General features: G+C 34.7%; 25 protein-coding genes. 23 read left to right on the top strand and 2 right to left on the bottom strand.

Features of this window, described 5'->3' with window-relative positions; translation table 11 throughout:
- The first annotated feature begins 18 nt into the window (after positions 1-18).
- The 22 genes from ELD05_RS07465 to ELD05_RS07360 all read left to right on the top strand — a co-directional run bounded on the left by ELD05_RS07465 (position 19) and on the right by ELD05_RS07360 (position 20,475).
- Positions 19-834, top strand: coding sequence for a TrmH family RNA methyltransferase (locus tag ELD05_RS07465; protein ID WP_127351937.1), 816 nt, complete (start codon positions 19-21; stop codon positions 832-834).
- Between the two features lie 75 nt (positions 835-909).
- Positions 910-1,164: an IreB family regulatory phosphoprotein gene (locus ELD05_RS07460; RefSeq protein WP_011917292.1), complete on the top strand. Its 255-nt coding sequence runs from the start codon at positions 910-912 to the stop codon at positions 1,162-1,164.
- 25 nt (positions 1,165-1,189) lie between these two features.
- The gene (locus tag ELD05_RS07455) at positions 1,190-2,614 is read left to right on the top strand and encodes a hypothetical protein (protein WP_241243422.1); all 1,425 of its coding nucleotides are present in this window, start codon (positions 1,190-1,192) and stop codon (positions 2,612-2,614) included.
- Positions 2,601-3,548, top strand: a complete 948-nt coding sequence (locus ELD05_RS07450; protein ID WP_127351935.1) for an aldo/keto reductase — start codon at positions 2,601-2,603, stop codon at positions 3,546-3,548. The genes ELD05_RS07455 and ELD05_RS07450 overlap by 14 nt, the downstream gene beginning before the upstream one ends.
- A 25-nt stretch (positions 3,549-3,573) precedes the next feature.
- Entirely contained in the window at positions 3,574-3,990 is a 417-nt protein-coding gene (gene ruvX, locus ELD05_RS07445) for a Holliday junction resolvase RuvX (protein WP_127351934.1), read from the top strand.
- Between the two features lie 80 nt (positions 3,991-4,070).
- Positions 4,071-4,982: a quinolinate synthase NadA gene (nadA, locus tag ELD05_RS07440; RefSeq protein ID WP_127352942.1), complete on the top strand. Its 912-nt coding sequence runs from the start codon at positions 4,071-4,073 to the stop codon at positions 4,980-4,982.
- 22 nt (positions 4,983-5,004) lie between these two features.
- Positions 5,005-6,615 carry an L-aspartate oxidase gene (gene nadB, locus ELD05_RS07435; protein ID WP_127351933.1) on the top strand — a complete coding sequence of 537 codons (1,611 nt, stop codon included), beginning with the start codon at positions 5,005-5,007 and terminating at the stop codon, positions 6,613-6,615.
- Positions 6,616-7,455, top strand: coding sequence for a carboxylating nicotinate-nucleotide diphosphorylase (gene nadC, locus ELD05_RS07430; protein WP_039766481.1), 840 nt, complete (start codon positions 6,616-6,618; stop codon positions 7,453-7,455). It abuts the gene before it with no gap.
- Between the two features lie 23 nt (positions 7,456-7,478).
- Positions 7,479-9,413 carry a molybdopterin-dependent oxidoreductase gene (locus tag ELD05_RS07425; protein ID WP_127351932.1) on the top strand — a complete coding sequence of 645 codons (1,935 nt, stop codon included), beginning with the start codon at positions 7,479-7,481 and terminating at the stop codon, positions 9,411-9,413.
- Complete coding sequence (locus ELD05_RS07420; RefSeq protein ID WP_127351931.1) at positions 9,410-10,009, top strand: molybdenum cofactor guanylyltransferase; 600 nt, start codon at positions 9,410-9,412, stop codon at positions 10,007-10,009. Before ELD05_RS07425 ends, ELD05_RS07420 begins: the two co-directional genes overlap by 4 nt.
- Entirely contained in the window at positions 9,972-10,568 is a 597-nt protein-coding gene (locus tag ELD05_RS07415; RefSeq protein WP_127351930.1) for an NUDIX hydrolase, read from the top strand. Before ELD05_RS07420 ends, ELD05_RS07415 begins: the two co-directional genes overlap by 38 nt.
- Before the next feature lie 17 nt (positions 10,569-10,585).
- Positions 10,586-11,755, top strand: a complete 1,170-nt coding sequence (locus tag ELD05_RS07410; RefSeq protein WP_127351929.1) for a class I SAM-dependent rRNA methyltransferase — start codon at positions 10,586-10,588, stop codon at positions 11,753-11,755.
- A 27-nt stretch (positions 11,756-11,782) separates the two neighbouring features.
- Positions 11,783-13,150: an RsmB/NOP family class I SAM-dependent RNA methyltransferase gene (locus tag ELD05_RS07405; protein ID WP_127351928.1), complete on the top strand. Its 1,368-nt coding sequence runs from the start codon at positions 11,783-11,785 to the stop codon at positions 13,148-13,150.
- A gap of 1 nt (position 13,151) precedes the next feature.
- Positions 13,152-13,850 (top strand): pseudouridine synthase, encoded by a 699-nt coding sequence (locus ELD05_RS07400; RefSeq protein WP_127351927.1) that lies wholly within the window; start codon positions 13,152-13,154, stop codon positions 13,848-13,850.
- A 32-nt stretch (positions 13,851-13,882) separates the two neighbouring features.
- Positions 13,883-14,467: an ECF transporter S component gene (locus ELD05_RS07395; protein WP_127351926.1), complete on the top strand. Its 585-nt coding sequence runs from the start codon at positions 13,883-13,885 to the stop codon at positions 14,465-14,467.
- Between the two features lie 13 nt (positions 14,468-14,480).
- Complete coding sequence (locus ELD05_RS07390; protein WP_011917306.1) at positions 14,481-14,831, top strand: Asp23/Gls24 family envelope stress response protein; 351 nt, start codon at positions 14,481-14,483, stop codon at positions 14,829-14,831.
- A gap of 20 nt (positions 14,832-14,851) precedes the next feature.
- Positions 14,852-16,492 (top strand): DAK2 domain-containing protein, encoded by a 1,641-nt coding sequence (locus ELD05_RS07385; protein ID WP_127351925.1) that lies wholly within the window; start codon positions 14,852-14,854, stop codon positions 16,490-16,492.
- A 7-nt stretch (positions 16,493-16,499) separates the two neighbouring features.
- Entirely contained in the window at positions 16,500-18,539 is a 2,040-nt protein-coding gene (gene recG, locus ELD05_RS07380; RefSeq protein ID WP_127351924.1) for an ATP-dependent DNA helicase RecG, read from the top strand.
- Positions 18,540-18,637: 98 nt separating this feature from the next.
- Positions 18,638-18,835 (top strand): alpha/beta-type small acid-soluble spore protein, encoded by a 198-nt coding sequence (locus ELD05_RS07375; RefSeq protein ID WP_011917309.1) that lies wholly within the window; start codon positions 18,638-18,640, stop codon positions 18,833-18,835.
- Between the two features lie 124 nt (positions 18,836-18,959).
- Positions 18,960-19,514, top strand: coding sequence for a 16S rRNA (guanine(966)-N(2))-methyltransferase RsmD (gene rsmD / locus ELD05_RS07370; protein WP_127351923.1), 555 nt, complete (start codon positions 18,960-18,962; stop codon positions 19,512-19,514).
- Positions 19,511-20,017: a pantetheine-phosphate adenylyltransferase gene (coaD, locus tag ELD05_RS07365; RefSeq protein WP_011917311.1), complete on the top strand. Its 507-nt coding sequence runs from the start codon at positions 19,511-19,513 to the stop codon at positions 20,015-20,017. The genes rsmD and coaD overlap by 4 nt, the downstream gene beginning before the upstream one ends.
- Entirely contained in the window at positions 20,017-20,475 is a 459-nt protein-coding gene (locus ELD05_RS07360; protein WP_127351922.1) for an ATPase, read from the top strand. The genes coaD and ELD05_RS07360 overlap by 1 nt, the downstream gene beginning before the upstream one ends.
- 1 nt (position 20,476) lies before the next feature.
- On the opposite strand, the gene ELD05_RS07355 is transcribed toward ELD05_RS07360, so the two are convergent.
- Positions 20,477-21,454: a nucleoside recognition protein gene (locus tag ELD05_RS07355; RefSeq protein WP_127351921.1), complete on the bottom strand. Its 978-nt coding sequence runs from the start codon at positions 21,452-21,454 to the stop codon at positions 20,477-20,479.
- 63 nt (positions 21,455-21,517) lie between these two features.
- Between ELD05_RS07355 and ELD05_RS07350 the strand changes: the two genes are divergently transcribed.
- Positions 21,518-22,276 carry a patatin-like phospholipase family protein gene (locus ELD05_RS07350; RefSeq protein ID WP_127351920.1) on the top strand — a complete coding sequence of 253 codons (759 nt, stop codon included), beginning with the start codon at positions 21,518-21,520 and terminating at the stop codon, positions 22,274-22,276.
- Here the strand turns inward: ELD05_RS07350 and ELD05_RS07345 are convergent.
- The gene (locus ELD05_RS07345) at positions 22,265-23,476 is read right to left on the bottom strand and encodes a nucleotidyltransferase (protein ID WP_241243420.1); all 1,212 of its coding nucleotides are present in this window, start codon (positions 23,474-23,476) and stop codon (positions 22,265-22,267) included. The genes ELD05_RS07350 and ELD05_RS07345 overlap by 12 nt on opposite strands.
- Between the last annotated feature and the right edge of the window lie 14 nt (positions 23,477-23,490).

The raw sequence follows: 23,490 nt of genomic DNA, 5'->3' as shown, positions 1-23,490 counted from the left end.
GGTGTAAAAGTTGAAAAAATGTCTACGAATAGGAAAATTGAGCTTATCACAAGTAAAGAAAATGAATGTATAAAAAGATTAAAAAAACTTCATGATAAAAAACACAGAGAAGAGCTCAAAGCTTTTTTAGTAGAGGGTGTTAAAGCAGTCAAAGAAGCCTTAGATTATGCAATAGAAGACATAAACCTTTTAATATTTTCACAAGAAGCATCCAAAAAGTATGAGGAGTTTTTCAGCAGGTGCATAAGCCTTTTGAATTCTGGTAAACTAAAGAGGATTGTACAAGTGCCAGAAAAGATTTTTGAACATATCAGCACAACTACAACACCGCAAGGGGTATTGGCAGAGTGCTCTTTCTTTGACAAAGAGTTAGATGTTTTAAAAAAACATAATAGAGTTGTTGTTATTGATTCTGTCCAAGACCCTGGCAATTTGGGAACAATTATAAGGTGTGCTGATGCGTTTGGGTTTGAATGTGTTATTACTGTGAATGGCACAGTAGATGTGTACAATCCAAAGGTAGTTCGCTCAGCAATGGGTTCTATGTTTCATGTGGACGTTGTTAGAGAAAAAAAGAAAGAGGAGCTGGTGGGGACTTTAAAGAAAAGAGGCTTTGCCTTGTATGTGACAACTCCATATGGAGATGTTGATATATCAAAACTCTCTATTGATGATAGGTTTGCAATAGTAATTGGCAACGAATCAAGAGGTGTTGATGTAGCTTTTTTGGAAAATGCGACAAAGAAGGTTAAAATCTCTATGCCTGGGAAGGCAGAGTCACTCAATAGTGCGGTGGCAGCTGCAATTGTGCTTTATGAGCTTAGAAAGAAATAGAACTTTAAAGCCTTCATCCAAGATTTTCAAAGATGGATGAGGGCTTAAAAATTAATTAAAGGTGGTAGTTTGAAGATGAATGACAAAACTCAACATTTTTCGTTTGACGATGCTATGGAAAAAAAGGTAAAAGAGATTTTAAGTGAGGTCTACAGTGCTTTGAAAGAAAAAGGTTACAATCCGATTGCTCAGCTTGTTGGTTATTTGATATCTGGTGACCCTACCTATATTACTAACCACAAGAATGCTCGTTCAATCATAAGGAGAATTGAAAGAGATGAGATATTGGAAGAGATTGTTAAGTTTTATATTGACCATAATATTGAGTAGCGCTTTTTTTAGTACTTGTTTTTCGATGAATTTTTTCAAGTTTGAAAGCAGGGTCTTTGGCGATACAAATTTTTATGAGGATATAAAAAAAGCTCTGGAGAACAAAAAAGGCGGATTTGCAGTAATCGTTGTGTTAAAAAACCAAAAAGATTCTTTGAATGTCAGAGATTATCTTGAGAAAAACGGAATAAATTTGGAAAACAATAAAGAGGCGATTTACACTCAAAACAAAGGTTTATTTTTTTTATACAGTGGTGATGACAGGCTTGCATTTGTTTTTAGCAGCTATTTAAAAAACGGGTTTTGGACAAAAAAGTCAGCTGACACAAAAAGAAAAGGACTTATATTAGATAGAGAGTTTTTAGAGCTAATAAAAGATAATTACAATGAAAGCAACAACGTTCCTATTTCAAAAGACTTTGTTGTAAAATTGTGGCGACATTTTTGGATTTTGAATTATCAGCTGCAACATTTAAATAACTTTTTGATACCCTTATTTGCTATTATAATCATCTTTTCGGTGCTGGGTGCAATAATTTTTCTCTCAAAACCAAATGAAAAATACAATAAATTCTTTTTGAAATTTATACCAACAACTGTAATGGTAGGGTATATATTTGTTATCTATTCCCCCTTGCTTATTTTGAAGATAAACAACATTTTTTTATTTTTAGCAGTATTCTTTTTAATAACACTTATCACTTCTTCTCTTAGTTTAAAAACTTCACAGCTTATATGTTCTCTTTTTGGAATATTTTCAATCTTGGGTCAGGCGTTTTTATTCGACAATATTCTACAGCTTTTATCAACAGCAGGATATCATCCTTCGTTTGCAAATAGATTCTATGGGATTGGAAATGAGTTTTTTTCGTATTTAATGGGTTTCATATTTATATTATCAATTGTTAGCAATATGTCTCTCAGGAATCTATTTATAATTTTATTCTTGACTACCTTTGTTTTGATAATTCCATATTATGGTGTGAATTTCGGAGGATTTTTATCTATTGTAGCTGGCATTATAATATTTTTGCTTTTCAAAACAAGACATAAAATCAAAATGTTAGCAACGCTATTTGTTTTTGTGCCACTTGCTTTGATTTTAATTTTGAAAAATAGCTATGTATATAAAGCATTTGCAAGTTTTGATACTTTTGTTTCTATTGCAAAAAGAAAAATGCTTATGAATCTTTCCTATCTTTTTCAGTACCCTGCAACAATATTGGTGCTTTTGGCTTTTGTGATATTGTTCTTGATCATTGTTCAAAAAAGATTTAATATACTGCCTTCAGTAGAAGGTCATAAGGACAAATTTGTGGTGTTTTTTATAATTGGTCTGTTTGCGTATTTGCTTAACGACTCTGGCACAATAATTATAGCTTTGCTCATGGGTTTTCTTGACCTTGGAATATACTATGCAAAGATGGTGAATGAGTATGCAATACGTTAAATTAGGCAATACATCCCTTGTTGTGAGCAAGCTCTGTTTTGGGACACTTACAATTGGACCTCTTCAGAAAAATCTTCCAATTGAAGAGGGGGCAGAGCTTTTAGCATATGGCTATCAGCGAGGAATTAACTTTGTCGATACTGCAGAACTGTATGATACATATAAATACATCAAAAGGTCTATTGAGATAAGTGGGAAAAGACCAGTGATATCAACAAAATCATATGCTTATGATAAAAAGACTGCTGAGGCCTCTTTGAGAAAGGCCGTGTTAGAGCTAAATGTAGATTATATAGATTTGTTTATGCTACATGAGCAAGAAGGTGAGCACACATTCAAAGGACACTTCGAGGCGATAGAGTATTTTTTAAAGGCAAAGGAGAAAGGATATATAAAGCATTTTGGAATATCAACCCACTATGTAAAAGCAGTGAAAGATTCTCTAAAGTATCCTGAGATTGAGGTAATACATCCCATATTCAATTTCAAAGGTGTTGGAATTGTTGATGGCACAATTGACCAGATGATTGAGGCAGTAAAAGAAGCATACCAAAGGGGCAAAGGAATCTTTGCAATGAAGATATTTGGTGGGGGAAATCTTCTTTCAGATTTCAAAAAAGCTCTTGAATTTGTATTTGGCTTTCCATATCTTCATTCAGTTGCAATCGGAATGCAAAGTAGATTTGAAATTGATTACAATATAAGGTGTTTTGAAGAAAAGAAGGTATATTTAGATGATAGGCTGTTTGAGAATATAAAAACAAAAAGGCTTCACGTGGAAAGCTGGTGTGAAGGATGTGGAAGATGTGTTGAACATTGTCATCAAAAGGCGCTTAGAATAAAAGATGGAAAGGTGATTGTGGATTATACAAAGTGCTTATGCTGTGGATATTGCAGTAGATACTGTAGTGTATTTGCGCTCAAGATAATTTAAAAAAGTTTGTGCAGGTGATTTGACATTGAGGATTTTATGTCTTGACATAGGAAGTAGAAGGATTGGGGTTGCAATCTCTGACCCACTTAAGATAACTGCCCAGCCTTTTTGCGTGCTTGACCTTCAGAAAGAGGATTTATACTCTTGCCTTGACAAGATTTTTAATGAGCATCAGATAGAAAGGATTGTAGTTGGGTATCCAGTGAACAAGTTTCATCCAGATAAGACTACAGAGAAACTCCAAAAAATTGACGAGATTTGCAGTGAGCTTGAAAGAAGGTATAAAGTGGAAGTTGTCAAGTGGGATGAGAGATTTTCTACAAAAGCTGTTGAGAGGGTGTTTAAGGAAGACAATATATCATGGCAAAAGAAGAAAAAGGTCATCGACAAGCTTGCAGCTGTTTATATCCTTCAAGGCTATCTTGACTTTATAAATTCTTAAGATGCCTTTGAAATGTTGATTTTCTAAGTTTTAAATGCTATATTAGTAATAAAACCTAAGTAGAAAAGCGAGTGATTTTCTTGGATATTGAAAAGATTAAAAGAGAAATAGAGGAGTTAAAAAGGCAAAAAAATGCAATAATTGTTGCTCACAACTATCAGATTGATGAGATTCAGGAGATAGCAGATTTTGTGGGTGACTCATTTTATCTGAGCAAGGTGTGCGCAGAGCGCACAGAAAATGTAATAGTGTTTTGTGGTGTTCATTTCATGGCAGAAAGTGCCAAAATTTTGTCTCCGCAAAAGAAAGTACTCTTTCCAGAGATAGATGCTGGCTGTCCACTTGCTGATATGATAACTGAGGAAGATATTGATAGCTTGAAAGGAAAATATCCGGACTATTCAATTGTGTGTTATATAAATTCACCAGCGGCTGTCAAAGCAAAGTCTGATGTCATTTGTACCTCATCAAATGCGGTAAAAATTGTAAAAAATTTTCCGAATGATAAAATTATCTTTTTGCCAGACAAAAATTTAGGTAGCTTTGTAAAGAAACAGGTACCCGAAAAAGACATAATATTGTGGGAAGGTTTCTGTATTACTCATTACAAGATAAAAAAAGAGGATGTGCTAAAGGCCAAAGAAGCTCATCCAGAGGCATTGCTTTTGGTTCATCCTGAATGCAGACCTGAAGTTGTTGAGCTTGCTGATTTTGTTGGCAGCACAAAACAGATTATTGACTTTGCAACTTCATCAAAAGCAAAGGAGTTCATAATCGGAACTGAGATGGGAATATTATACAGTTTGAAAAAACGAAATCCTGATAAAAAGTTTTATATTCTCCATCCAGGAATGATATGTCCTAATATGAAGAAAAATACTTTAGAGTCTGTGAGAAATGCTCTTTTGTATGATAGATATGAAATTAATATTGAAGAAAATGTTGTAGAAGGAGCAAGAAAGGCACTTTTGAAAATGCTTGAGCTCAGCTAAATAGAAATTGGGGATGGTTAATTTGGTTGAGTTTAAAAGATACTGTGTTGATTTTGATACGAAAAGTGATGATGTGTTAAAGTTTGATGTTGTTATCGTGGGAACAGGTGTTGCAGGGCTTTATACAACAATTAATCTTGATAGGTCATTAAAAATTGCTCTTATAACAAAAGAGAGTATTCAGATTAGCAACACAACCTTGGCTCAAGGTGGAATTGCCGCGCCACTTAGCCAAGATGACAGTCCTGACATTCACTACATGGATACAATTAAAGCTGGTGCAGGGCTTTGTGATACTCATATGGTAAGAATCTTAGTTGATGAAGCAATTGAGAATATAAACATTTTGCTCAAGATGAACATACCGTTTGATTTGGACGACGAAGGAGAGATTGTATTAGGTCAAGAAGGTGCGCATAGCAGGCGTAGAATTGTCCATGCAAGTGGTGATGCAACAGGAAGGATAATTTCAGAACATCTTGGGCTGAAATTGAAATCATATAATAACGTGACGGTATTTGAAAATACCTTTCTTGTTGATATATTGACTGATGATGATAAAGCAATTGGAGTTGTACTTAAAAGAAAAGATAAAAATCTGATAATATTTGCAAGATATATCGTGCTTGCATCTGGTGGTTATGGGTATTTATACAAGTACACTACCAACCCTGAAGTAACAACTGGAGATGGTTGCGCAGCAGCCCTGAGGTGTGGTACAAAGTTAGTTGATATGGAGCTTGTGCAGTTTCATCCAACAGTATTATATCATGAAAAGAACAAGAGCTTTTTGATATCAGAGGCTGTAAGAGGCGAAGGTGGAATCCTTTATAATATAAACAATGAAAGGTTTATGCCAATGTATCATCCTCAAGCAGAGCTTGCACCGCGCGATATTGTTTCAAGGTCGATATATTTTGAGATGAAAAGAACAAACTCACACAATGTTTTTCTTGACATAACTCATCTTGATAGCCAGTTTATTAAAAAAAGGTTTCCAAATATATACAAAACATGCTTAGAACTTGGCTTGGATATAACAAAGGAAAGGATTCCTGTTGCGCCTGCCCAGCATTATAGCATGGGTGGGGTGTTGGCTGATGAGTTTGGAAAAACTACAGTCGAGAACTTATTTGTCTGTGGTGAGGCGGCAGGGACACGCGTACACGGTGCAAACAGGCTTGCATCTAACTCGCTTTTAGAAGGGCTTGTTTTTGGAAGAAGGATAGCAGAGTATATCAATGGCAGTAACATTGGAGAGGTAAAAGAAGTGAATGTACTTTATAACTGCAAAGAAGTTAAGGAGTTTGAAGGAGATGTAATGGTGGAGATTGAGACTTTAAGGTCAAAGATGAATGAGTTTGCTGGAATTGTTCGAAACAAAGAAGGACTTGAATGTTTGATTAGCTATATTTTAGATAAGTTATATAGCCTTACAAAAGTTAAACTCCAAACTATAAAGCAGATTGAGTACTATAATATGCTTATGATTGGGTATACAATTGCATCTGCTGCTTTGATGAGAAAAGAAAGCAGGGGATCTCATTACAGAGAGGATTTTCCTTACCAGGACGATGTTAATTGGAAAAAGCATCTCGTGTTCTCTCTGAATGGATGGGAGGTATTAGAATAGATGTTGAATTTTTTAATAGTCGATAAGCTTATCAAGGAAGCATTGATAGAAGATATGCCATATGGAGATATAACAACAGACCTGTTGATACCTCAAGACAGTATATCTTCGGCCATTTTAATTGCGAAAGAAGATGGAATTTTATGTGGTATAGATGTTGCGAAAAGGGTATTTGAGATACTGGATGAAAATATAGAATTTGAAAAGATAAAATCAGATGGAGAACCTATTAAAAAGGGAGATATATTAGCAAAGATTAAAGGAAATACTCGAGCAATTTTAAAAGGTGAAAGGTTAGCCCTGAATCTGCTTCAGAGGATGAGCGGGGTTGCAACTGTTACAAATAGACTTTCTCAAAAGATAAAAGGTTACAGGGCAATTGTGACAGACACAAGAAAGACTGTTCCTCTTTTGCGGATGCTTGACAAGTACGGAGTTTTTGTTGGTGGTGGGAAAAACCATAGGTATTCCTTGTCTGATGCAGTTTTGATAAAAGACAACCATATCAAAGCTGTAGGAAGTATAAAAGAGGCAATAAAAAGAGCAAGAGAAAACATACCTCACACAATGAAGATAGAGGTTGAAGTGAGGACAATGAATGAATTTGAAGAAGCACTTGAAGCAGGTGCTGATATTATCATGCTTGACCACTTTGGGCTTGATGATATGAAAAAAGCTGTAGAAGCAGCATCAGGGAAGGCTTTGATTGAGGCATCTGGCAATATAACATTGGAGAATATCGAGGAGATTGCAAAAACAGGGGTTGACATTATATCAGTCGGTAGTATTACTCATTCTGTAAAAAGTCTTGATATTAGTCTTGACTTTGTAGAAATGTGAAAAAAATTTTTGGGGGCTATATAATGATTAAAAAAGTTTTCTGCCCGCTTGATTGTTTTGACAGCTGTGCAATTTTGGCAGAAGTACAAGATGGCAAGGCTTTAAAACTTTCGGGTAGCAAAGACCATCCCATTACTCGGGGTTTTTTGTGCAAAAAAGGCTATAGACTACTTGACAAAGTTTACTCTGAGGAGAGAATAAAAAAACCCCTCTTGAGAGTGAAAAACGATTTTCACGAGGTTGACTGGAATACTGCACTTGATCTGATAGCAGAGAGAATAGAAGAAATTTTGAAAAGATACAATTCAAGTGCTATCTTGTACTACAGTGGCGATGGATACGAAGGATATTTAAAAAATATAGAGAGGCTATTTTTTGATTACTTGGGCGGAGCTACATATTCTGAAGGTAGCCTTTGTTGGGGTGCGGGTCTTCTTGCTCAGAAAACAGATTTTGGAAACTCTCTTTCTCATTCACCTTTTGATTTATTCAATTCTAACTGGATTGTGCTATGGGGGAGAAATGCGCTTTGGACGAACATTCACCTTTATTATCTTATTTTAGAGGCTAAGAAGCAGGGCAAAAAAGTAATGGTGATTGATATATATAAATCTCCTACTTTTAAGATAGCTGATATAGGAATTGTGATAAAACCATCTTCTGACTCTTATCTTGCGTATGGAGCAATTAAGTATATAATTGAAAATGGCAAAGAAGATAGAAATTTTATTGATAATCATTCTATTGGGTTTGAAGAAGTAAAGAAAATTGCCGAAAGTCTTTCATATAAAGAGGTTGAAGAAAAGTGTGGGATATCGAAAGCAGTAATTGAACAAGTTGCACAGGTTTTTTTGCAAAAGCCTGTTTCAACCTTTATTGGCTATGGACCACAGAGATATACAAATGGTGTTAATACAGTCAGGACAATTGACTATCTTGTTGCAATTTCTGGGAATGTAGGGATAAAAGGTGGCGGTGCGAATTTTGCTCACAGGTTTACTCAAAATCTCGAGCCTGTTTTCAAAGATGACAAGAGGGCTGTGAATAAGCGTTTTTATAATAGAGCAAAACTTGGAGAGTATCTCAAGAGTTTATCAGATCCGCCAATTGAATTTGTTTATATCTCAGCAGGAAATCCTGTTTCGCAATGTCCTGATTCTGACTTGGTGTTCAGGGAACTTCAAAAAAGGTTTGTGGTCAATGTAGATATGTTCTTGACAGCAACTTCTTATGCCTCTACCTTAATTTTGCCTGCAGCAAGTTTTCTGGAAAAGGAAGATATATTCATCCCGAATATGTGGCATGACTATATAGGCATTTCAGAAAAGGCTATTGAGAAGATAGGTGAAGCCAAGTCAGAGGTTGAGATAATAAATGAGCTTGCAAAAAGGCTAAATCTTGATTTTCCTATAAAATCCGAAAAAGAGTGGGTAGATGTTGTAAAACAGCACCTTGAGAAAAACCTGAATATAAAACTTGAAGGCCATTTTACAAGAGGCTGTGCAATCGATGTGCCATGGGAAGACAGAGTATTTTTGACAAAGAGCAAGAAATTTGAGTTTAAGAGTGAAGAATTAGGAGTAGCTGTACCAGCTTTGGATCATACTCAAAAACCTTTGAAAAATCAGCTAAGACTTGTTACAATTCACTCTGACAAGACGCTGCACTCTCAAGAGTTTTTTGAAAGAAAAAAGCTTGCTTATATCAATCCTCTTGATGCAAAGAGGTTAAACATCTCAGACAGGGATAGAATTTTAATATACAATGGATGTGGAGGTTTTATTTTGGAGGCTTGTATAAGCGAAAATGTTGGCAGAGGATTTATAATTGTTGAAGAGGGATTTCAAAATGAAAAGATTGAGACAATAAACTCTTGTCTTTTTGGTTTTACAGCTGAAAAAGACTCTCAGGCTGCTTTTAATTCTAATTTTGTGTTTGTCAAAAAGGTGGCAACATGAAAAATCTATTTATACTTGCAGGTGGAAAATCAAGCCGACTTGGCTTTGACAAGCTAAACATAACTATTTGTGGGAAGAACGTTGTTGAGATAATAGACCAAAACATAGGAGATTTATTTGATCAAAAGTTTATTGTTGTGAAAGAAGAAAAAGTCTTAAAGTTAAAAAATTTTAAAGTGATAAAAGATGCACTTAAAATTGATGCACCTGTGGCAGGAGTTATTACAAGTTTGATATATTCTCAAAGCGATAAAAATTTTATTTGTGCATGTGACATGCCGTTTATAAATAGAGAATTGGTAAGGTATATGCTACAGTTTGAAGGATATGATGCAGTTGTGCCATTTTACAATGGCTATTTTGAACCTTTATGCTGTGTGTATAGTAAAACATTTTTAAAAAGTGCACTTGAATGTGTTAGCAAAGGGATACTATCGCTTAACTTTGCACTAAAAAATTCAAATATAAAAAAGATAGAGCTAAATGAAATACTACAATTTGATAGCATGTTAATGAGCTTTAAGAATATAAACACTATACAAGATTTGGAGGAGGCAAATGAGCAATTTAAAAGTGCGTTTGCCGAGCATGTTTGATTTGAGTGAGATAGATGTATCAAGGGATTTGATAGAGAAAAAAATTGATATAGAGATTGAAACTCAAGAATTTTTTGAATATGTAAACTCTAAGATAAACGTTGACAGAATTGGTGAGGTTGTATTTGCTGTCAAAAATGGTGATTTTATTTTGCTTGTAAGGCAGGATGAGTACCCTCAAGGTTTGTACAGAGTACCATCAGGTGGGATTGGAATTGGTGAAAAAGTGGTTGATGCCTTGAAAAGAGAAGTAAAAGAGGAGCTCGGGATTGATGTTCAAAAGTTTTCTTTGATAGGTGTTATCGAGTACAATCTTTGTTATAAACACAAATCATATAAGTTTTTCTCTTTCGTCTTCTTAATAGATGATTACAAAAATGACAGCTTTGCAGAAACTGATGGAGAGATTTCTGAGGTTTTGTTTGTTGAAGTACCAAGGATAAAAGACTATTGCGATATTATTGAGCAGCAGAGCGGTTTTTGGAAGGACTGGGGGAATTTACGCTACCATTCTACTTATCTTGTATATGAATACCTAACACAAAAGAGAATAGATTGAAGAGGTGTTTTTATCATATGGCAAAGGTATTCTTGGCAAAAGGGAAAGGGTTGAGGGTTGAAAGTGGACATCCTTGGGTGTTTAGACACGAGGTTGAGAGGATAGATGGTGAGTTTGAAGATGGCGATATTGTGGAAGTTTACAACTTCAAAAACAAGTTTGTAGGGAAAGGTTTTATAAACTCAAAATCCCAGATTTTGGTAAGAATTCTTACAAGAAAAAATGAAGAGATTAACATAGATTTTTTCAAAAAAAGAGTTCAAGATGCCTGGGAGTATAGGAAAAGTATAGGGTATCTTGATAACTGTAGACTTATCTTTGCAGAAGCTGATTTTCTGCCGGGGCTTATTGTTGACAAGTTCAATGATGTTTTGGTTATGCAAACACTTTCAAAAGGTGTTGACAGATACAAAGATAAGCTGGTAGATATATTAGTTGATGTGGTGAGTCCAAAAGCAATCTATGAGAGAAATGATGCAAAGGTAAGAGAGATTGAAGGACTTGAGCTGAAGAAAGGCTTTTTATATGGAAAGTCTTCTACAGAGGTTGAGATAGAAGAAAATGGTATAAAGATGATTGTTGATATAGAAAATGGACAAAAGACAGGGTATTTTTTAGACCAAAAGGAAAATAGGGTTGCAATAAGAAATTTTGTAAGTGGCAAGACTGTTCTTGACTGTTTTTGCCATACAGGTGGTTTTACAATAAATGCTGCAAAGTTTGGTGCATCTAAGGTCATTGGAGTTGATATTTCAGACACAGCAATTGAGCATGCAATGAGAAATGCAAAATTAAACGGTGTTGAAAACAAATGTGAGTTTGTGGTTGCGAATGTCTTTGACTATTTAAATGAGCTTGATGACAAAAAGGAAAAGTACGATGTTGTGATTTTAGACCCGCCAGCGTTTGCTAAAAGCATTCATACAATTGAGAATGCAAAGAGAGGGTACAAAGAGATTAACTTAAGAGCAATGAAGATACTCAAAAAAGGTGGAATTCTCGTCACATGTTCATGCTCACATTATATGAAACCAGATTTGTTCTTTGAGGTAATAAAAGATGCAGCAAAGGATGCAAAAAAGACCTTGAGAATGATTGAGTATAGAACACAGGCAAAAGACCACCCGTATCTTATAAATTATGAAGAATCTTTGTACCTAAAGTGCTTTATATTCCAAGTTTTATAGGGCTTGAAGAGGAGGTAAATTTTAAAATTGAACTTACCAGAAGAGTTTTTGTCAAAGATGAAAGAGATTTTGAAAGATGAGTTTGAAGATTTTGTAAAGGTGTATGATTTTGATAGCTACAAGGGATTTAGGGTAAATACTGCAAAGGTCTCGGTTGATGAATTCATGAAGCGAATTGGTATAGAATTTGAAAAAGTCCCATGGTGTGAAGACGGGTTTTATATAAACGATGAAATAAGACTGAGCAAGCATCCATACTATTTTGCAGGGCTTATATATATCCAAGAACCTTCAGCAATGTTTCCTGTTGAGGCTTTGGATGTGAAAGAGGGAGAAAAGGTTTTAGATTTGTGTGCAGCACCGGGTGGAAAGACTATCCAGATAGCAGCAAAGATTGGACCAAGCGGTATGCTTGTATCAAACGATGTCAAACCAAGTAGGATAAAGGCACTTGTTAAGAATGTAGAAAATCTTGGACTTACAAATGTTGTAATTTTGAATAACAAGCCAAAAGAAATAGCTGAAAGCTATGGTGCATACTTTGACAAGATTTTAGTTGATGCACCTTGCTCAGGTGAAGGGATGTTTCGCAAGGACCCAGCAGCTGCTAAAAAATGGACTTTAAATCATCCACAAAAGTATGTCAACTTGCAAAGAAGTATTATGACAGAAGTGGATGAGCTTTTAAAAGTAGGTGGTGAGATAGTCTATTCTACTTGTACATTTGAGCCCGAAGAAAATGAAGGGATAATCGACTGGTTCTTGAAAAAACACAAAAACTATGAGGTCATTGAAATAGAAAAATATCCTGGATTTTCTGATGGGCTTGAGATAAATGGAAATCTGGAGCTTAAAAAAACTGTTAGAATCTATCCACACAAAGTTAAAGGTGAAGGGCATTTTGTCTGCAAGTTGAAAAAGGTAAAAGAAAGTGGCAATGAATGGGTTTTTGAACCGCAAAGGCATCAAGTAGACAAAAGCGATTTAGAAATTTTTGAAAGATTTTGCCATAAACATTTGAATATAGATTTTAAAATGTTCGAAAACAGGGTATTTTATAAAAAGGCTGACAAGCTTTATTTAGGATATGAAGGACCGTTTGACAAAATTACTCCTATAAGAAATGGGCTTTTGCTTGGAGAGGTTTACAAAGGGAGGTTTTATCCTTCAGCGCACCTTATTTCCAGTCTCAAGTTCGAAGACCTAAAAAAGGTTATCAACTTTTCTGTAGATGATGAAAGGCTAATTAGGTACCTCAAGGGCGAGACTATTGAAAATGTTGAAAATTTGAATGGTTTTGTTGCTGTGTGTGTAGATGGTTTTACACTTGGCTGGGGTAAGGCAGAAGGGCATATAATAAAAAACTATTTTCCAAGAGGGTGGAGATTAGAGTAATATGAGGCTTGACAGGTTTTTAGCACACAGTGGTTTTGGAACAAGGAGCGAGGTAAAAAGGTTGATAAAGAAGGGCCTTGTAAAAGTAAATGGCAGAAAAGTTAACAGCCCAGATTTGAAAGTTGATGAAGAAAAAGATGTTGTACAGGTGGGAGAGGAAATAGTAGAGCTTCAAAAGTGGGTTTACATTATGATGAACAAACCTCAAGGGTATGTTTGTTCAAATGATGACCCATTTTCACCCACTATTTTCTCGCTTATTCCGGAAAACCTAAAATATAGAAATTTGCACACGGTTGGTAGGCTTGATAAAGACGCTGAGGGTCTTTTGATAATTACAAACAATGGAGAGTATACGCACAAAGTTATATCACCCAAAAAACACATAGAGAAGGAATACATTGTTAAGCTTGAGAAAGAGCTTAATAGAGAAAAGATAAAGGTATTTGAAGATGGTGTTGTTTTAGATGATGGTTATAAAACCTTGCCAGCAAAATATACTATATTAGACGATTTCACAGTTAGCCTTACAATTTATGAAGGAAAATACCATCAAATAAAGAGAATGTTTGAATCGATTGGGAATAAGGTTGTGTATTTAAAACGTATCAGAATAGGTAGGTTAAAGTTAGATGAAAATTTGAATCCCGGCGAATATAAAGTGTTAGACGAGCTTGATGCTTTTTCAGTATTTGAGTAACAAGCGCCTTAGTAAAGGAGGAGAACAAAAAAATGAACCAGGCAGGGATAAAAAATCTTGTTAAGATTTCTATATTTGGTGCACTTGCTTTTGTTGTAATGCTTATTGAGTTTCCCCTGGGGATATTTCCAGATTTTTTGAAACTTGATTTCAGTGACTCAATAGCACTTATTTTGTCATTTGCATTAGGGCCTTTGTCAGGAGTTGCAGTTGAATTCTTGAAAAATGTACTTCATCTTTTTGTTACAAAAACAGCTGGAATAGGTGAGCTTGCAAACTTTATGATAGGTGGTTGTTTCGTATTTGTTGCTGGATACATATACAATAAGAATAGAACAAAAAAGGGAGCTATATTAGCTTTAGCACTATCTACCTTAGTTTTTTCAATCTGGGCAGGAATTTTGAACTATTTTGTACTTCTTCCTTTGTATGAAAAGGCTTTAAAATTTCCTATAACAGAGATAGTAAAACTTGCTGCAAAGTTCAATAGTCTCATTACTGATAAGTTCACTCTGGTATTGTTTTCAATTATACCGTTTAACCTCATTAAAGGAGCGATAATATCTATTGTAACATTTGTGCTTTATAAGCGACTTTCAAAGATTGTAAAAAGATAGGAGATGAAAAAATATGGGTGTGTATTTTGAAAATGAGTTTGGTAAGATAGAGATAACAAATGATTGTATTGCAACAATTATAGGGTTGAGCAGTATGGAGAGCTATGGCGTTGTTGGGATGGCATCAAAGAGTGTTACAGATGGGATTGTAAATTTACTTGGCAGAGAAAACCTTCAAAAAGGGATAAAAGTCATAGCAGAAAATGGAGTTGTTAATGCTGATATCCATATAATTGTGGAATATGGTACAAGAATTCCTGTAATTGCTGAAAATATCAAGGAGAGGGTATCGTATGCAATTGAAAAATACACTGGCTTAAAACCAGGTAATATTAATATTTATGTGGATGGTATTCGCTTGTAAGAAGCTGAGGAGGATGTATTATGAAATTTTTAACAGCAGATGTATTAAAGGATATGCTAAGGGCAGCTAACAACTATTTAAAATTGAACATAAAAAAAATTAATGCTCTGAATGTCTTTCCTGTACCAGATGGAGATACAGGCACAAACATGTCTGCAACACTTGATAGTAGCATTAAAGAAATTAATGGCAAAGTATTTGAAACTGTTGATGAGCTTATGAATACTGTTGCTTTTGGCAGCCTAAAAGGTGCTAGAGGAAACTCTGGGGTTATACTTTCACAGCTTTTAAGAGGCTTCGCAAAAGAGCTAAAAGGAAAGGATGTATTGGACATTCCAACGTTTGTTGCCTGTCTTAAATCGGCCGCTGCAAGTGCTTATAGAGCAGTAATGAAACCAACAGAAGGTACAATGCTTACCGTTGCCAGAGGAATAGCCGAGGATGTTGAAAAGGAAGCTTTGTCAAATTCAATAAGTGAAATAGAAGACCTTCTTGAGGTATGCGTATTAAGTGGAAGAAAATGGCTCAACAAAACTCCTGAGATGTTACCTATCTTAAAAGAAGCAAATGTTGTTGACAGTGGTGGTATGGGGCTTGTTGTAATTTTTGAAGGGATGTATAAATTTTTGAAAGAAGGGATTAGTTTTGAAGATGTACAAGAGGAAGAAGCTTATGAAATAGCTTTTGTTAAAACTGATGATATAAAATTTACTTATTGTACAGAGTTTTTTATAGCAGGACTGAAAAAAAATATAGAGGATGAGTTTAAAGAATATCTTCAGACTGTAGGTGATTCAATTATAGTAATCCAAGATGGTGAGATTTTAAAAACCCATGTTCACACAAACTCACCTGGCAAGGTAATAGAAAGGGCTTTAAAATATGGGGAGCTTATAAATGTAAAAATTGACAATATGAAATATCAGCACCAAGAGTTTGTGAAGGCTGAGACAGAACAAAGAAATAATGAGAATATTGAGGATGAAATAATTACCAAGGAATATGGGTTTGTTGCTGTATCTCAGGGTGAAGGTTTTAACGAGATCTTAAAAGGTATGGGTGTTGACTATATTATAGAAGGCGGACAGACAATGAACCCCAGCGCAGATGATTTTATAAGTGCCATAAAAAATGTCCCGGCTAAAAATATATTTGTGTTTCCAAACAACAAAAACGTTATAATGTCAGCTGAACTGTCTCTTCAGCTAATCAATACAAAAAAGAACATAAAAGTAGTAAAAACTAATAACATTCCAGAATGCATTGCAGCTCTTATACGGTTTGACATAAACTCAGATGTTGAAACAAATATCAAGCGCATGCAAGAAGCGATAAATTCTATAAAAGTTGCTGAGGTTACTCAGGCTGTAAGAGGTACAAAGATTAATGGTTTTGAGATAAAAGAAGGTGATTTCATAGGAATATCTAAAAAAGAGATAATACAATCTGGCAAAGACCTTATAGAGGTTGCAATATCTTGTGTAAAGAAGATTGTTGATGACAGCACTCAAATTTTAAGCATCTACTATGGTAAAAATGTTAGTTTAGATGATGTTGAAAAATTGGTAGAAAGTCTCAAGATTGAATATCCTCAAATTGACATAGAAAGCTATGAAAGTGGGAATGACATTTATCACTTTATAATTGTTGCTGAGATGTGAGGGGAAAATGAAGTTACTTGAAAAGGAGATAAGGTACCTAAAAGGGGTCGGAGAAAGTAGAGAAAAACTTTTTAGAAAGCTTGGTATTAAAAAAGTTGAAGATTTGCTCTGGCACATTCCAAGAAAATACCTCGATTATAGTAAACTAAAGAAGATAAAAGAGCTTTCAGATGGCGAGATAGAGTCATTTGTGGGAACTGTTTGCGGAAAGCCAACTGAGATAGAGACAAAAAGTGTTAAGATAATAAAAATACCTGTTGAAGATGGTACAGGTGTTGTTACAACCGTTTGGTTTAACCAGGATTATATAAAGAGTGTTTTAAAAGAAGGAGAGGTATTTTGTTTTTCGGGCAAAATAGAGAGAAGAGGTTTTTATATTGAAGTGAAAAATCCTGAATTTGAAAAATATGACCAAAACCTTCTTCACACAGGAAGAATTGTCCCTGTTTATAACTCAACAGAAGGGCTATCTCAAAAGGTGATGAGAAACATTGTAAACAATCTATTAGAACAGGTTGAAGGACAGCTTGAAGATGTCATTCCACCGTACATAAGACAGAAGTATCATTTGAGTGAAATAAACTTTGCGATGAGAAATATTCATTTTCCAGATAACATGCTAAGTCTTAGCCTTGCGCGAAGAAGGCTTGTGTTTGAAGAGTTTTATCTTTTGCAGCTTTCTCTTTTACTACTTAAAGAGAGCATTGAAAAAAATGAAGGAGTAAAGGTACAAAATGCAAAAGAAAATATAGAAGAGTTTAAAAGGCTTTTGCCGTTTGAGCTAACAAATGCCCAAAAACGTGTTTTGGATGAAATAGCAGATGATTTAGAAAGCTCAAAACAGATGAACAGGCTCATACAAGGTGATGTTGGCTGTGGAAAGACGGTTGTTGCTTTAGCTGCTGCATACGCTACAATCAAAGGTGGCTATCAGGTTGCACTAATGGCGCCAACTGAGGTTTTGGCTATCCAGCACTACAATGAGAGTAAGAAGTATTTTAAAAATGGAATAAATGTACGGCTTCTCATTGGCTCAACACCTAAAAGAGAAAAAGAGGTAATTCTAAAAGAGATTGAATATGGGCTTTGTCCTATGGTGATAGGCACTCACGCCTTAATTCAAGAAGATGTCAAATTCAAAAATTTGGGCCTGGCGATTACTGATGAACAGCACAGATTTGGTGTAATACAAAGAGTAGAGCTTACAAAAAAAGGAAATTCTCCAAACATACTTGTTATGACGGCAACTCCTATTCCAAGAACATTAAGTCTTGTATTATATGGCGACCTTGATATATCTATAATAGATGAGATGCCACCAGGGAGAAAGAAGATTTTGACATATGCAGTTGATGAGAGTTTTCGCCAGCGCGTTTACAACTTCATTAAAAAACAGCTTGACGAAGGAAGACAAGTTTACTGGATTTGTCCTTTGATTGAGGAATCTGAGACTTTAAATGCAAAGTCTGCTGTGGAGTTTGCAAAATCGTTAAAAGAAGGGTTTTTTAAAGATTACAATATAGGTTGTCTGCATGGAAAACTCTCTTCAAAAGAAAGAGACAAGGTATTGCAAGAGTTTAAAGAAGGCTTGATTCATATATTAGTGTCAACAACAGTGGTTGAGGTTGGTATAAACGTTCCAAATGCGACTGTGATGGTGATTGAAAACGCAGAGAGATTCGGCCTTGCACAACTTCACCAGCTTCGTGGTAGAGTTGGCAGAGGAGAGCATCAGTCATACTGTATACTGTTTAATCAAAGTGATTCTGAGATATCCAAAAAAAGAATGATTGCAATAACAAAAAGTCAAAATGGATTTGAGATTGCCGAGATGGATTTGAAACTGAGAGGACCTGGTGATTTGTTTGGAACCAAACAACACGGTCTTATGAACTTTAAAATTGCAGATATAGTAAGTGACATGGAAATTTTAAAAGAAGCACGGAAGGCGGCTGAAGAGACCATTAAGTTAAAGCTTGTTGATAAGACTTTAATGGAAAGAATTAATAAACAATTTTACAATAATATTGAAAATATTGGTCTTTAAACCCTTTCAAAAATTTCTTGTTATAATAGTTTGAAAACTGCACATATTAAATAGTGAAAACAGAAAATAAAGCGGATAAAAAAGGGGGTTTAAAGGTCATGGCAAGAAACAGAAAATTAGTTCCAGAAGCAACAAAGGCATTGGACCAGTTAAAAACAGAGGTTGCAAGCTCAATTGGTGTTCAACTCAAACCTGGTTACAATGGTGATTTGACAGCAAAGCAAGCAGGTTCAATTGGTGGATATATGGTGAAGAGAATGATTCAGGACTATGAAAACAGGGCTGCTGGCAAGTAATAGAACTGACAGGGGTTTTAAAGATACACAACAACGAAGGGACTTTTGAGGTCTCTTCGTTGTTGTTTTTTTAGAGGGATTTTTATATAATCAATATATAAACAAATTGTAGGCAATATCTAAAATGAGAGTAATTAGTGGGCAAAACAAAGGAAGAAGGCTAAAAAGTGCGAATATTCAAGGTTTGCGACCAACCTCTGACAGGGTAAAAGAAGCTCTTTTTAATATGCTATCTCCTTTTTTAAATGAAGAAGTTGTTGTTGCTGACTTTTTTGCTGGGACAGGAAATGTTGGTATAGAGTTTTTGTCTCGTGGTGTAAAAGAAGTTGTATTTGTTGAAAAGGATGAAAGGTGTGTGCATCTTATAAAGGAAAATCTCAAAGATTTAGGTTTGTCGGAAAGAGCAAAAGTATTTAAAACTGATGTATTGAGATTTTTGAGATCAAAACATTGTCCCATTTTTGACATTATATTTTTGGACCCTCCTTATAAATCTACCTATGCTGCAGAATGTATAGAGGAGATACTTAAGAATAATAAAATCTCTCAAAATGGACTTATAGTTATTGAATCAAATTTAGATTTTAATTTTGAGAGTGCAAAGCTTACCATCTTGAGACAAAGAGAATATGGGGATACAAAAATCACAATATTTAGCTTTGGGGGTAGACAATTTTGAAGATAGGAGTATATCCAGGAAGTTTTGACCCGGTTACAAATGGTCATCTTGATATCATTGAAAGAGCTTCTAAGATTTTTGACAAATTGATTGTTGCAGTGTTGGTGAATCCTAACAAAACGCCTGTTTTTGATATAGATGAAAGAGTAGAACTTTTGAAAGAGACAACAGAACATCTGCCAAATGTTGAGGTAAAAGCGTTCAAAGGTCTTCTAATTGATTTTATGAAACAGGAGAATGCAAAGGTTATAGTCAAAGGCTTGAGAGCAGTGTCAGACTTTGAGTATGAATTTCAAATGGCACTTTTGAACAAAAAATTAGAGCCGTCAATTGAGACAATCTTCATGATGACCAATAGCAAGTATTCATATTTGAGCTCAAGTATGGTTAAAGAAGTTGCAAGGTTTGGCGGGTGTATTGAAGACTTAGTGCCTGAAAAGATTGCTAAAAAGGTTATGAAAAAATTGAATAAGAAATATGCTGAAATGGAGGAAAATAAGTAATGAGTGAACTCAGCATTTTGGAACTTTTAGAAAGAATGGAAGAGATATTAGAAAGTAGTAAGTCTATACCATTTACATCAAAGGTGATGGTAGAAAAAGATGAACTCCTTGAGATTATCAAAGAGATAAGACTTCTTCTTCCACAGGAGCTGTCGCAGGTCAAGTGGGCAAAGGAAGAGAGAAAGAAGATTTTAGAAAGGGCACAAAAAGAGGCAGAGGCTATTATAAGCGATGCTGAGAACAAAGTTAAGGGATTAGTTGATGAAACTGAGATTGTAAAGATGGCAGAAAAAAGAGCTGAGGAAATTATCCAAAAGGCTAAAGAACATGCAAAAGAGTACAGGATTATGGCACAGACGTATACAATAGAGCTTTTAGAACAAACCAAGAAGACTATTGAAAACATAGTAAAAGAACTGAATGATAATATTGACCAGATAAAACAGAAAAATACATAGACTATATGACTACAAATATTATCAAAAGGATTACAACTGACAGTATTGCATGGATGCATTTTCCAATAAGATATGTTTTAATAGGCAACTCAGCTTCTTTCAAAAACGAAATAGCTTGAAAATGGACGCTCATTCCGCCCCAAGAAATAATAAGTACGCATGCTAAAAGTTTATAAAAGGCTGAAAGGGTTTGAGATTTGCTAATTAAAATTGTGCCGCTTGTAATCTCAAAAAATCCATATAAAAGTCCTTGTATTAGGTCCTTATTTATCACAAAAAGTTCATGTGAGGTATTATAAAAAAATGGGTATATCTTAAAGTATTCAAAGACAAAATTTAGATTGAAAAACAGTGTTATAAACCCACCAATCAGCAATATTGCTTCAATGGAGTCTTTTACTGACCGTGACAGAAGATTTCCAAGGTCGAAGTTTATATTGACGTTGTAGTTTTTATATGAAACCCATTCTATTTTAGAAAAAACAGAAACGAATAGAGCAATGATTATGCTTGCCAAGGTATGGGCAAAAAAAAGGATATATCCTTGGGTTTTTGAATTTAAGAGGTTAATTCCCACAGTACCAATTATAAAAAGTGGACCTGAATTATTGACATAGTGTAAAAGCTTAGTTGCCTCTTTTTTAGTTATGAGGTTTTCTTTATATAAACTGCATACTGTTTTAATGCCTACTGGATATCCAGACAGAAGCCCAATTATGAAGGCAAAGAGACCTTGGGAAGAGATTTTAAAGATGTTCTTTGCTACAGGTAAGAATATGTACGAAACATAGCTTATTATTCTTGAATTTACAAACACATTGATGATGAGAAAATAAGGGAAAAGTGATGTCACAATCTTTTGTGCCCACAAGAGTATAGATGTTTTGGTTGTTTCAATGATTGCATGAGGATTTAAGAATATACATACAAAGTAAAGTAGACATAAAATAATTATGGTAAAGTTATATATGTTTTTCAAAATAAATGACCTCAGAAGTTAATAAATGTCTATTAAAAATTCTATTATTTTTTGGAGGTAAAGATGAAAAAAGTATCAGTTGCTCTTGGATCTGGAGCAATGAGAGGATTTGCTCATATTGGGGTAATAGAGATTTTGGAAAAGGAGTTTGAGTTTGAAGCATTTTCAGGTTGTAGTATTGGCGCTGTAATAGGTGCTTTTTACTGTTTAGGGTATGATCTGAAATTGATTTATAAGATTGCGAGGGAGATGAGAAATGATATATTGATAGACTTCAAAATCAAAAAAAATGCTCTTATCTCTGGCAAAAATATAGAGGAGATACTGAAGATTTTCTTAAGGGACAAAAAATTCAGCGACTTAAAATATCCATTTTATGTTGTAGCAACAGACCTATTGCAAGGCGAACAGGTTGTTTTTAAAGAAGGGAGTCTGTATGATGCAGTCAGGGCAAGTATATCAATTCCAGGGATTCTTCCGCCTGTCAAATTTAATGATATAGTTTTAGTAGACGGTGCGGTTGTCGACAAGGTGCCAGCAAAGGTCTTAAAAGAAAACGGACATGGGTTTATAATTGGTGTTGACGTTTCTGGCAAAAGTACCAAAAAAGAGCCAAAAAATATTTTTGAAATGATAATGACAACAATAGATATCATGGGTGAGGAAATTTTTAAGCTAAAGCAAAGTTATATTGACTATCTTATAAAAATTGAGCTTGACGATATTAATCCTTATACACTTGTTGACATAGATAAAGCATACAAAAGAGGGAAAGAAAGAGCAAAAGAGGCAGTTGATCACATAAAAAAACTACTCTCTTGAAGGAATATATATTGGGTGCTGCTTAAATTCTAACTGGAGGTATTTATGAAACTCTTTGTATTTTAACGCGTGAATTTGAGAGGCCCTTATCTCTAATTCAAGAAGGCTATTGTACTCAGGATTTTTCATGATGTAACTGTCAAGCTTTGTAATGTACTTTAGTTTTTCCTTGATACTATTTAAATACCCTTTACCTCTACTGTTGAACCCTAAAACTCGTATATATGGCTTTGTAGAAAGAAGCGTTTTCTGATTTACTTTGCTATCTACAAGACAGTGAATGAATATTCTCTGAAGTCGAGTAAGTGTGTATCTTTTTGTCTTTACTTTTGAAAGAAGGTCTTCGAGACTGCTTGAACTAAAAATGTGTTTATAAAACCTATTTTCAAGACCTTCTTTTACATCAAACTGCTCTTTTAGAAAATCCTTATAAACTATTGCTCGATAGAGAAAAAACTCAAAAAAGTCATTGAGGCTAACAGGTCCTCTTCCACTTTCGATCTCTTCCATCAAAACTTGATAGGAAAATGGAGGCATTTTATCCTTGATGAGCTCTAAATTATTTATATTTTGCCTGATTGCTGTTGCTGAGCAAAAACTGCCACTTCCTAAGTTTGGGTCATTATAAAGGCTTCCAACTCTTTTTATTGTCAGTGGTTCTATCTTTGAATTTGTTCTCAAAATCCATTTAATATACTCAACACCAAGTATATTATTTGGTAAAAATTCAATATCTTCTTTGCTTACCCTTTTTAATGCAAGTTCACGGGCTTTTGGGAATGAATGTCCTTCTTTTAAATAAATTTTCAAATACTTTTTAAATTCATCTTCTTCAAAGGCCAAATGCATTGCTATCTTTTTTAAAAGACTTATATCTCCCGCTTCTGAACCAAATACCAACCAGTCTACGCCTAAACTATTTAAGATAGAAATTGCTCCATACGCAAAGACTTCAGCACTGTTACATGCATACGCGAATGGAAGTTCAAAAACCACATCTACACCATTTAAAAGTGCCATTTTAGTTCGTGCCCATTTATTGACAATTGCAGGTTCTCCTCTTTGTATAAAGTTTCCGCTCATCACGGCAACAACAACATCTGCCCCTGTTATTTCTTTTGTTTTTTGCAAATGGTACAAATGTCCGTTATGAAAGGGGTTGTATTCCACAACTATTCCAGCAACCTTCAATTTATGCAAAAACACTCCTTTTC

Source organism: Caldicellulosiruptor changbaiensis, from assembly GCF_003999255.1.
Taxonomy (GTDB): domain Bacteria; phylum Bacillota; class Thermoanaerobacteria; order Caldicellulosiruptorales; family Caldicellulosiruptoraceae; genus Caldicellulosiruptor; species Caldicellulosiruptor changbaiensis.
This window is presented reverse-complemented; position numbering and strand designations above follow the sequence as displayed.

Excerpts from the sequence above, each read along its gene's own strand:
- ELD05_RS07465 (WP_127351937.1), top strand. The coding sequence starts at position 19 with ATGTCTACGAATAGGAAAATTGAGCTTATCACAAGTAAAGAAAATGAA.
- ELD05_RS07460 (WP_011917292.1), top strand. The coding sequence starts at position 910 with ATGAATGACAAAACTCAACATTTTTCGTTTGACGATGCTATGGAAAAA.
- ELD05_RS07455 (WP_241243422.1), top strand. The coding sequence starts at position 1,190 with ATGAATTTTTTCAAGTTTGAAAGCAGGGTCTTTGGCGATACAAATTTT.
- ELD05_RS07450 (WP_127351935.1), top strand. The coding sequence starts at position 2,601 with ATGCAATACGTTAAATTAGGCAATACATCCCTTGTTGTGAGCAAGCTC.
- nadC (WP_039766481.1), top strand. The coding sequence starts at position 6,616 with ATGTTGAATTTTTTAATAGTCGATAAGCTTATCAAGGAAGCATTGATA.
- ELD05_RS07425 (WP_127351932.1), top strand. The coding sequence starts at position 7,479 with ATGATTAAAAAAGTTTTCTGCCCGCTTGATTGTTTTGACAGCTGTGCA.
- ELD05_RS07420 (WP_127351931.1), top strand. The coding sequence starts at position 9,410 with ATGAAAAATCTATTTATACTTGCAGGTGGAAAATCAAGCCGACTTGGC.
- ELD05_RS07415 (WP_127351930.1), top strand. The coding sequence starts at position 9,972 with ATGAGCAATTTAAAAGTGCGTTTGCCGAGCATGTTTGATTTGAGTGAG.
- ELD05_RS07410 (WP_127351929.1), top strand. The coding sequence starts at position 10,586 with ATGGCAAAGGTATTCTTGGCAAAAGGGAAAGGGTTGAGGGTTGAAAGT.
- ELD05_RS07400 (WP_127351927.1), top strand. The coding sequence starts at position 13,152 with ATGAGGCTTGACAGGTTTTTAGCACACAGTGGTTTTGGAACAAGGAGC.
- ELD05_RS07395 (WP_127351926.1), top strand. The coding sequence starts at position 13,883 with ATGAACCAGGCAGGGATAAAAAATCTTGTTAAGATTTCTATATTTGGT.
- ELD05_RS07390 (WP_011917306.1), top strand. The coding sequence starts at position 14,481 with ATGGGTGTGTATTTTGAAAATGAGTTTGGTAAGATAGAGATAACAAAT.
- ELD05_RS07385 (WP_127351925.1), top strand. The coding sequence starts at position 14,852 with ATGAAATTTTTAACAGCAGATGTATTAAAGGATATGCTAAGGGCAGCT.
- recG (WP_127351924.1), top strand. The coding sequence starts at position 16,500 with ATGAAGTTACTTGAAAAGGAGATAAGGTACCTAAAAGGGGTCGGAGAA.
- ELD05_RS07375 (WP_011917309.1), top strand. The coding sequence starts at position 18,638 with ATGGCAAGAAACAGAAAATTAGTTCCAGAAGCAACAAAGGCATTGGAC.
- rsmD (WP_127351923.1), top strand. The coding sequence starts at position 18,960 with ATGAGAGTAATTAGTGGGCAAAACAAAGGAAGAAGGCTAAAAAGTGCG.
- ELD05_RS07360 (WP_127351922.1), top strand. The coding sequence starts at position 20,017 with ATGAGTGAACTCAGCATTTTGGAACTTTTAGAAAGAATGGAAGAGATA.
- ELD05_RS07350 (WP_127351920.1), top strand. The coding sequence starts at position 21,518 with ATGAAAAAAGTATCAGTTGCTCTTGGATCTGGAGCAATGAGAGGATTT.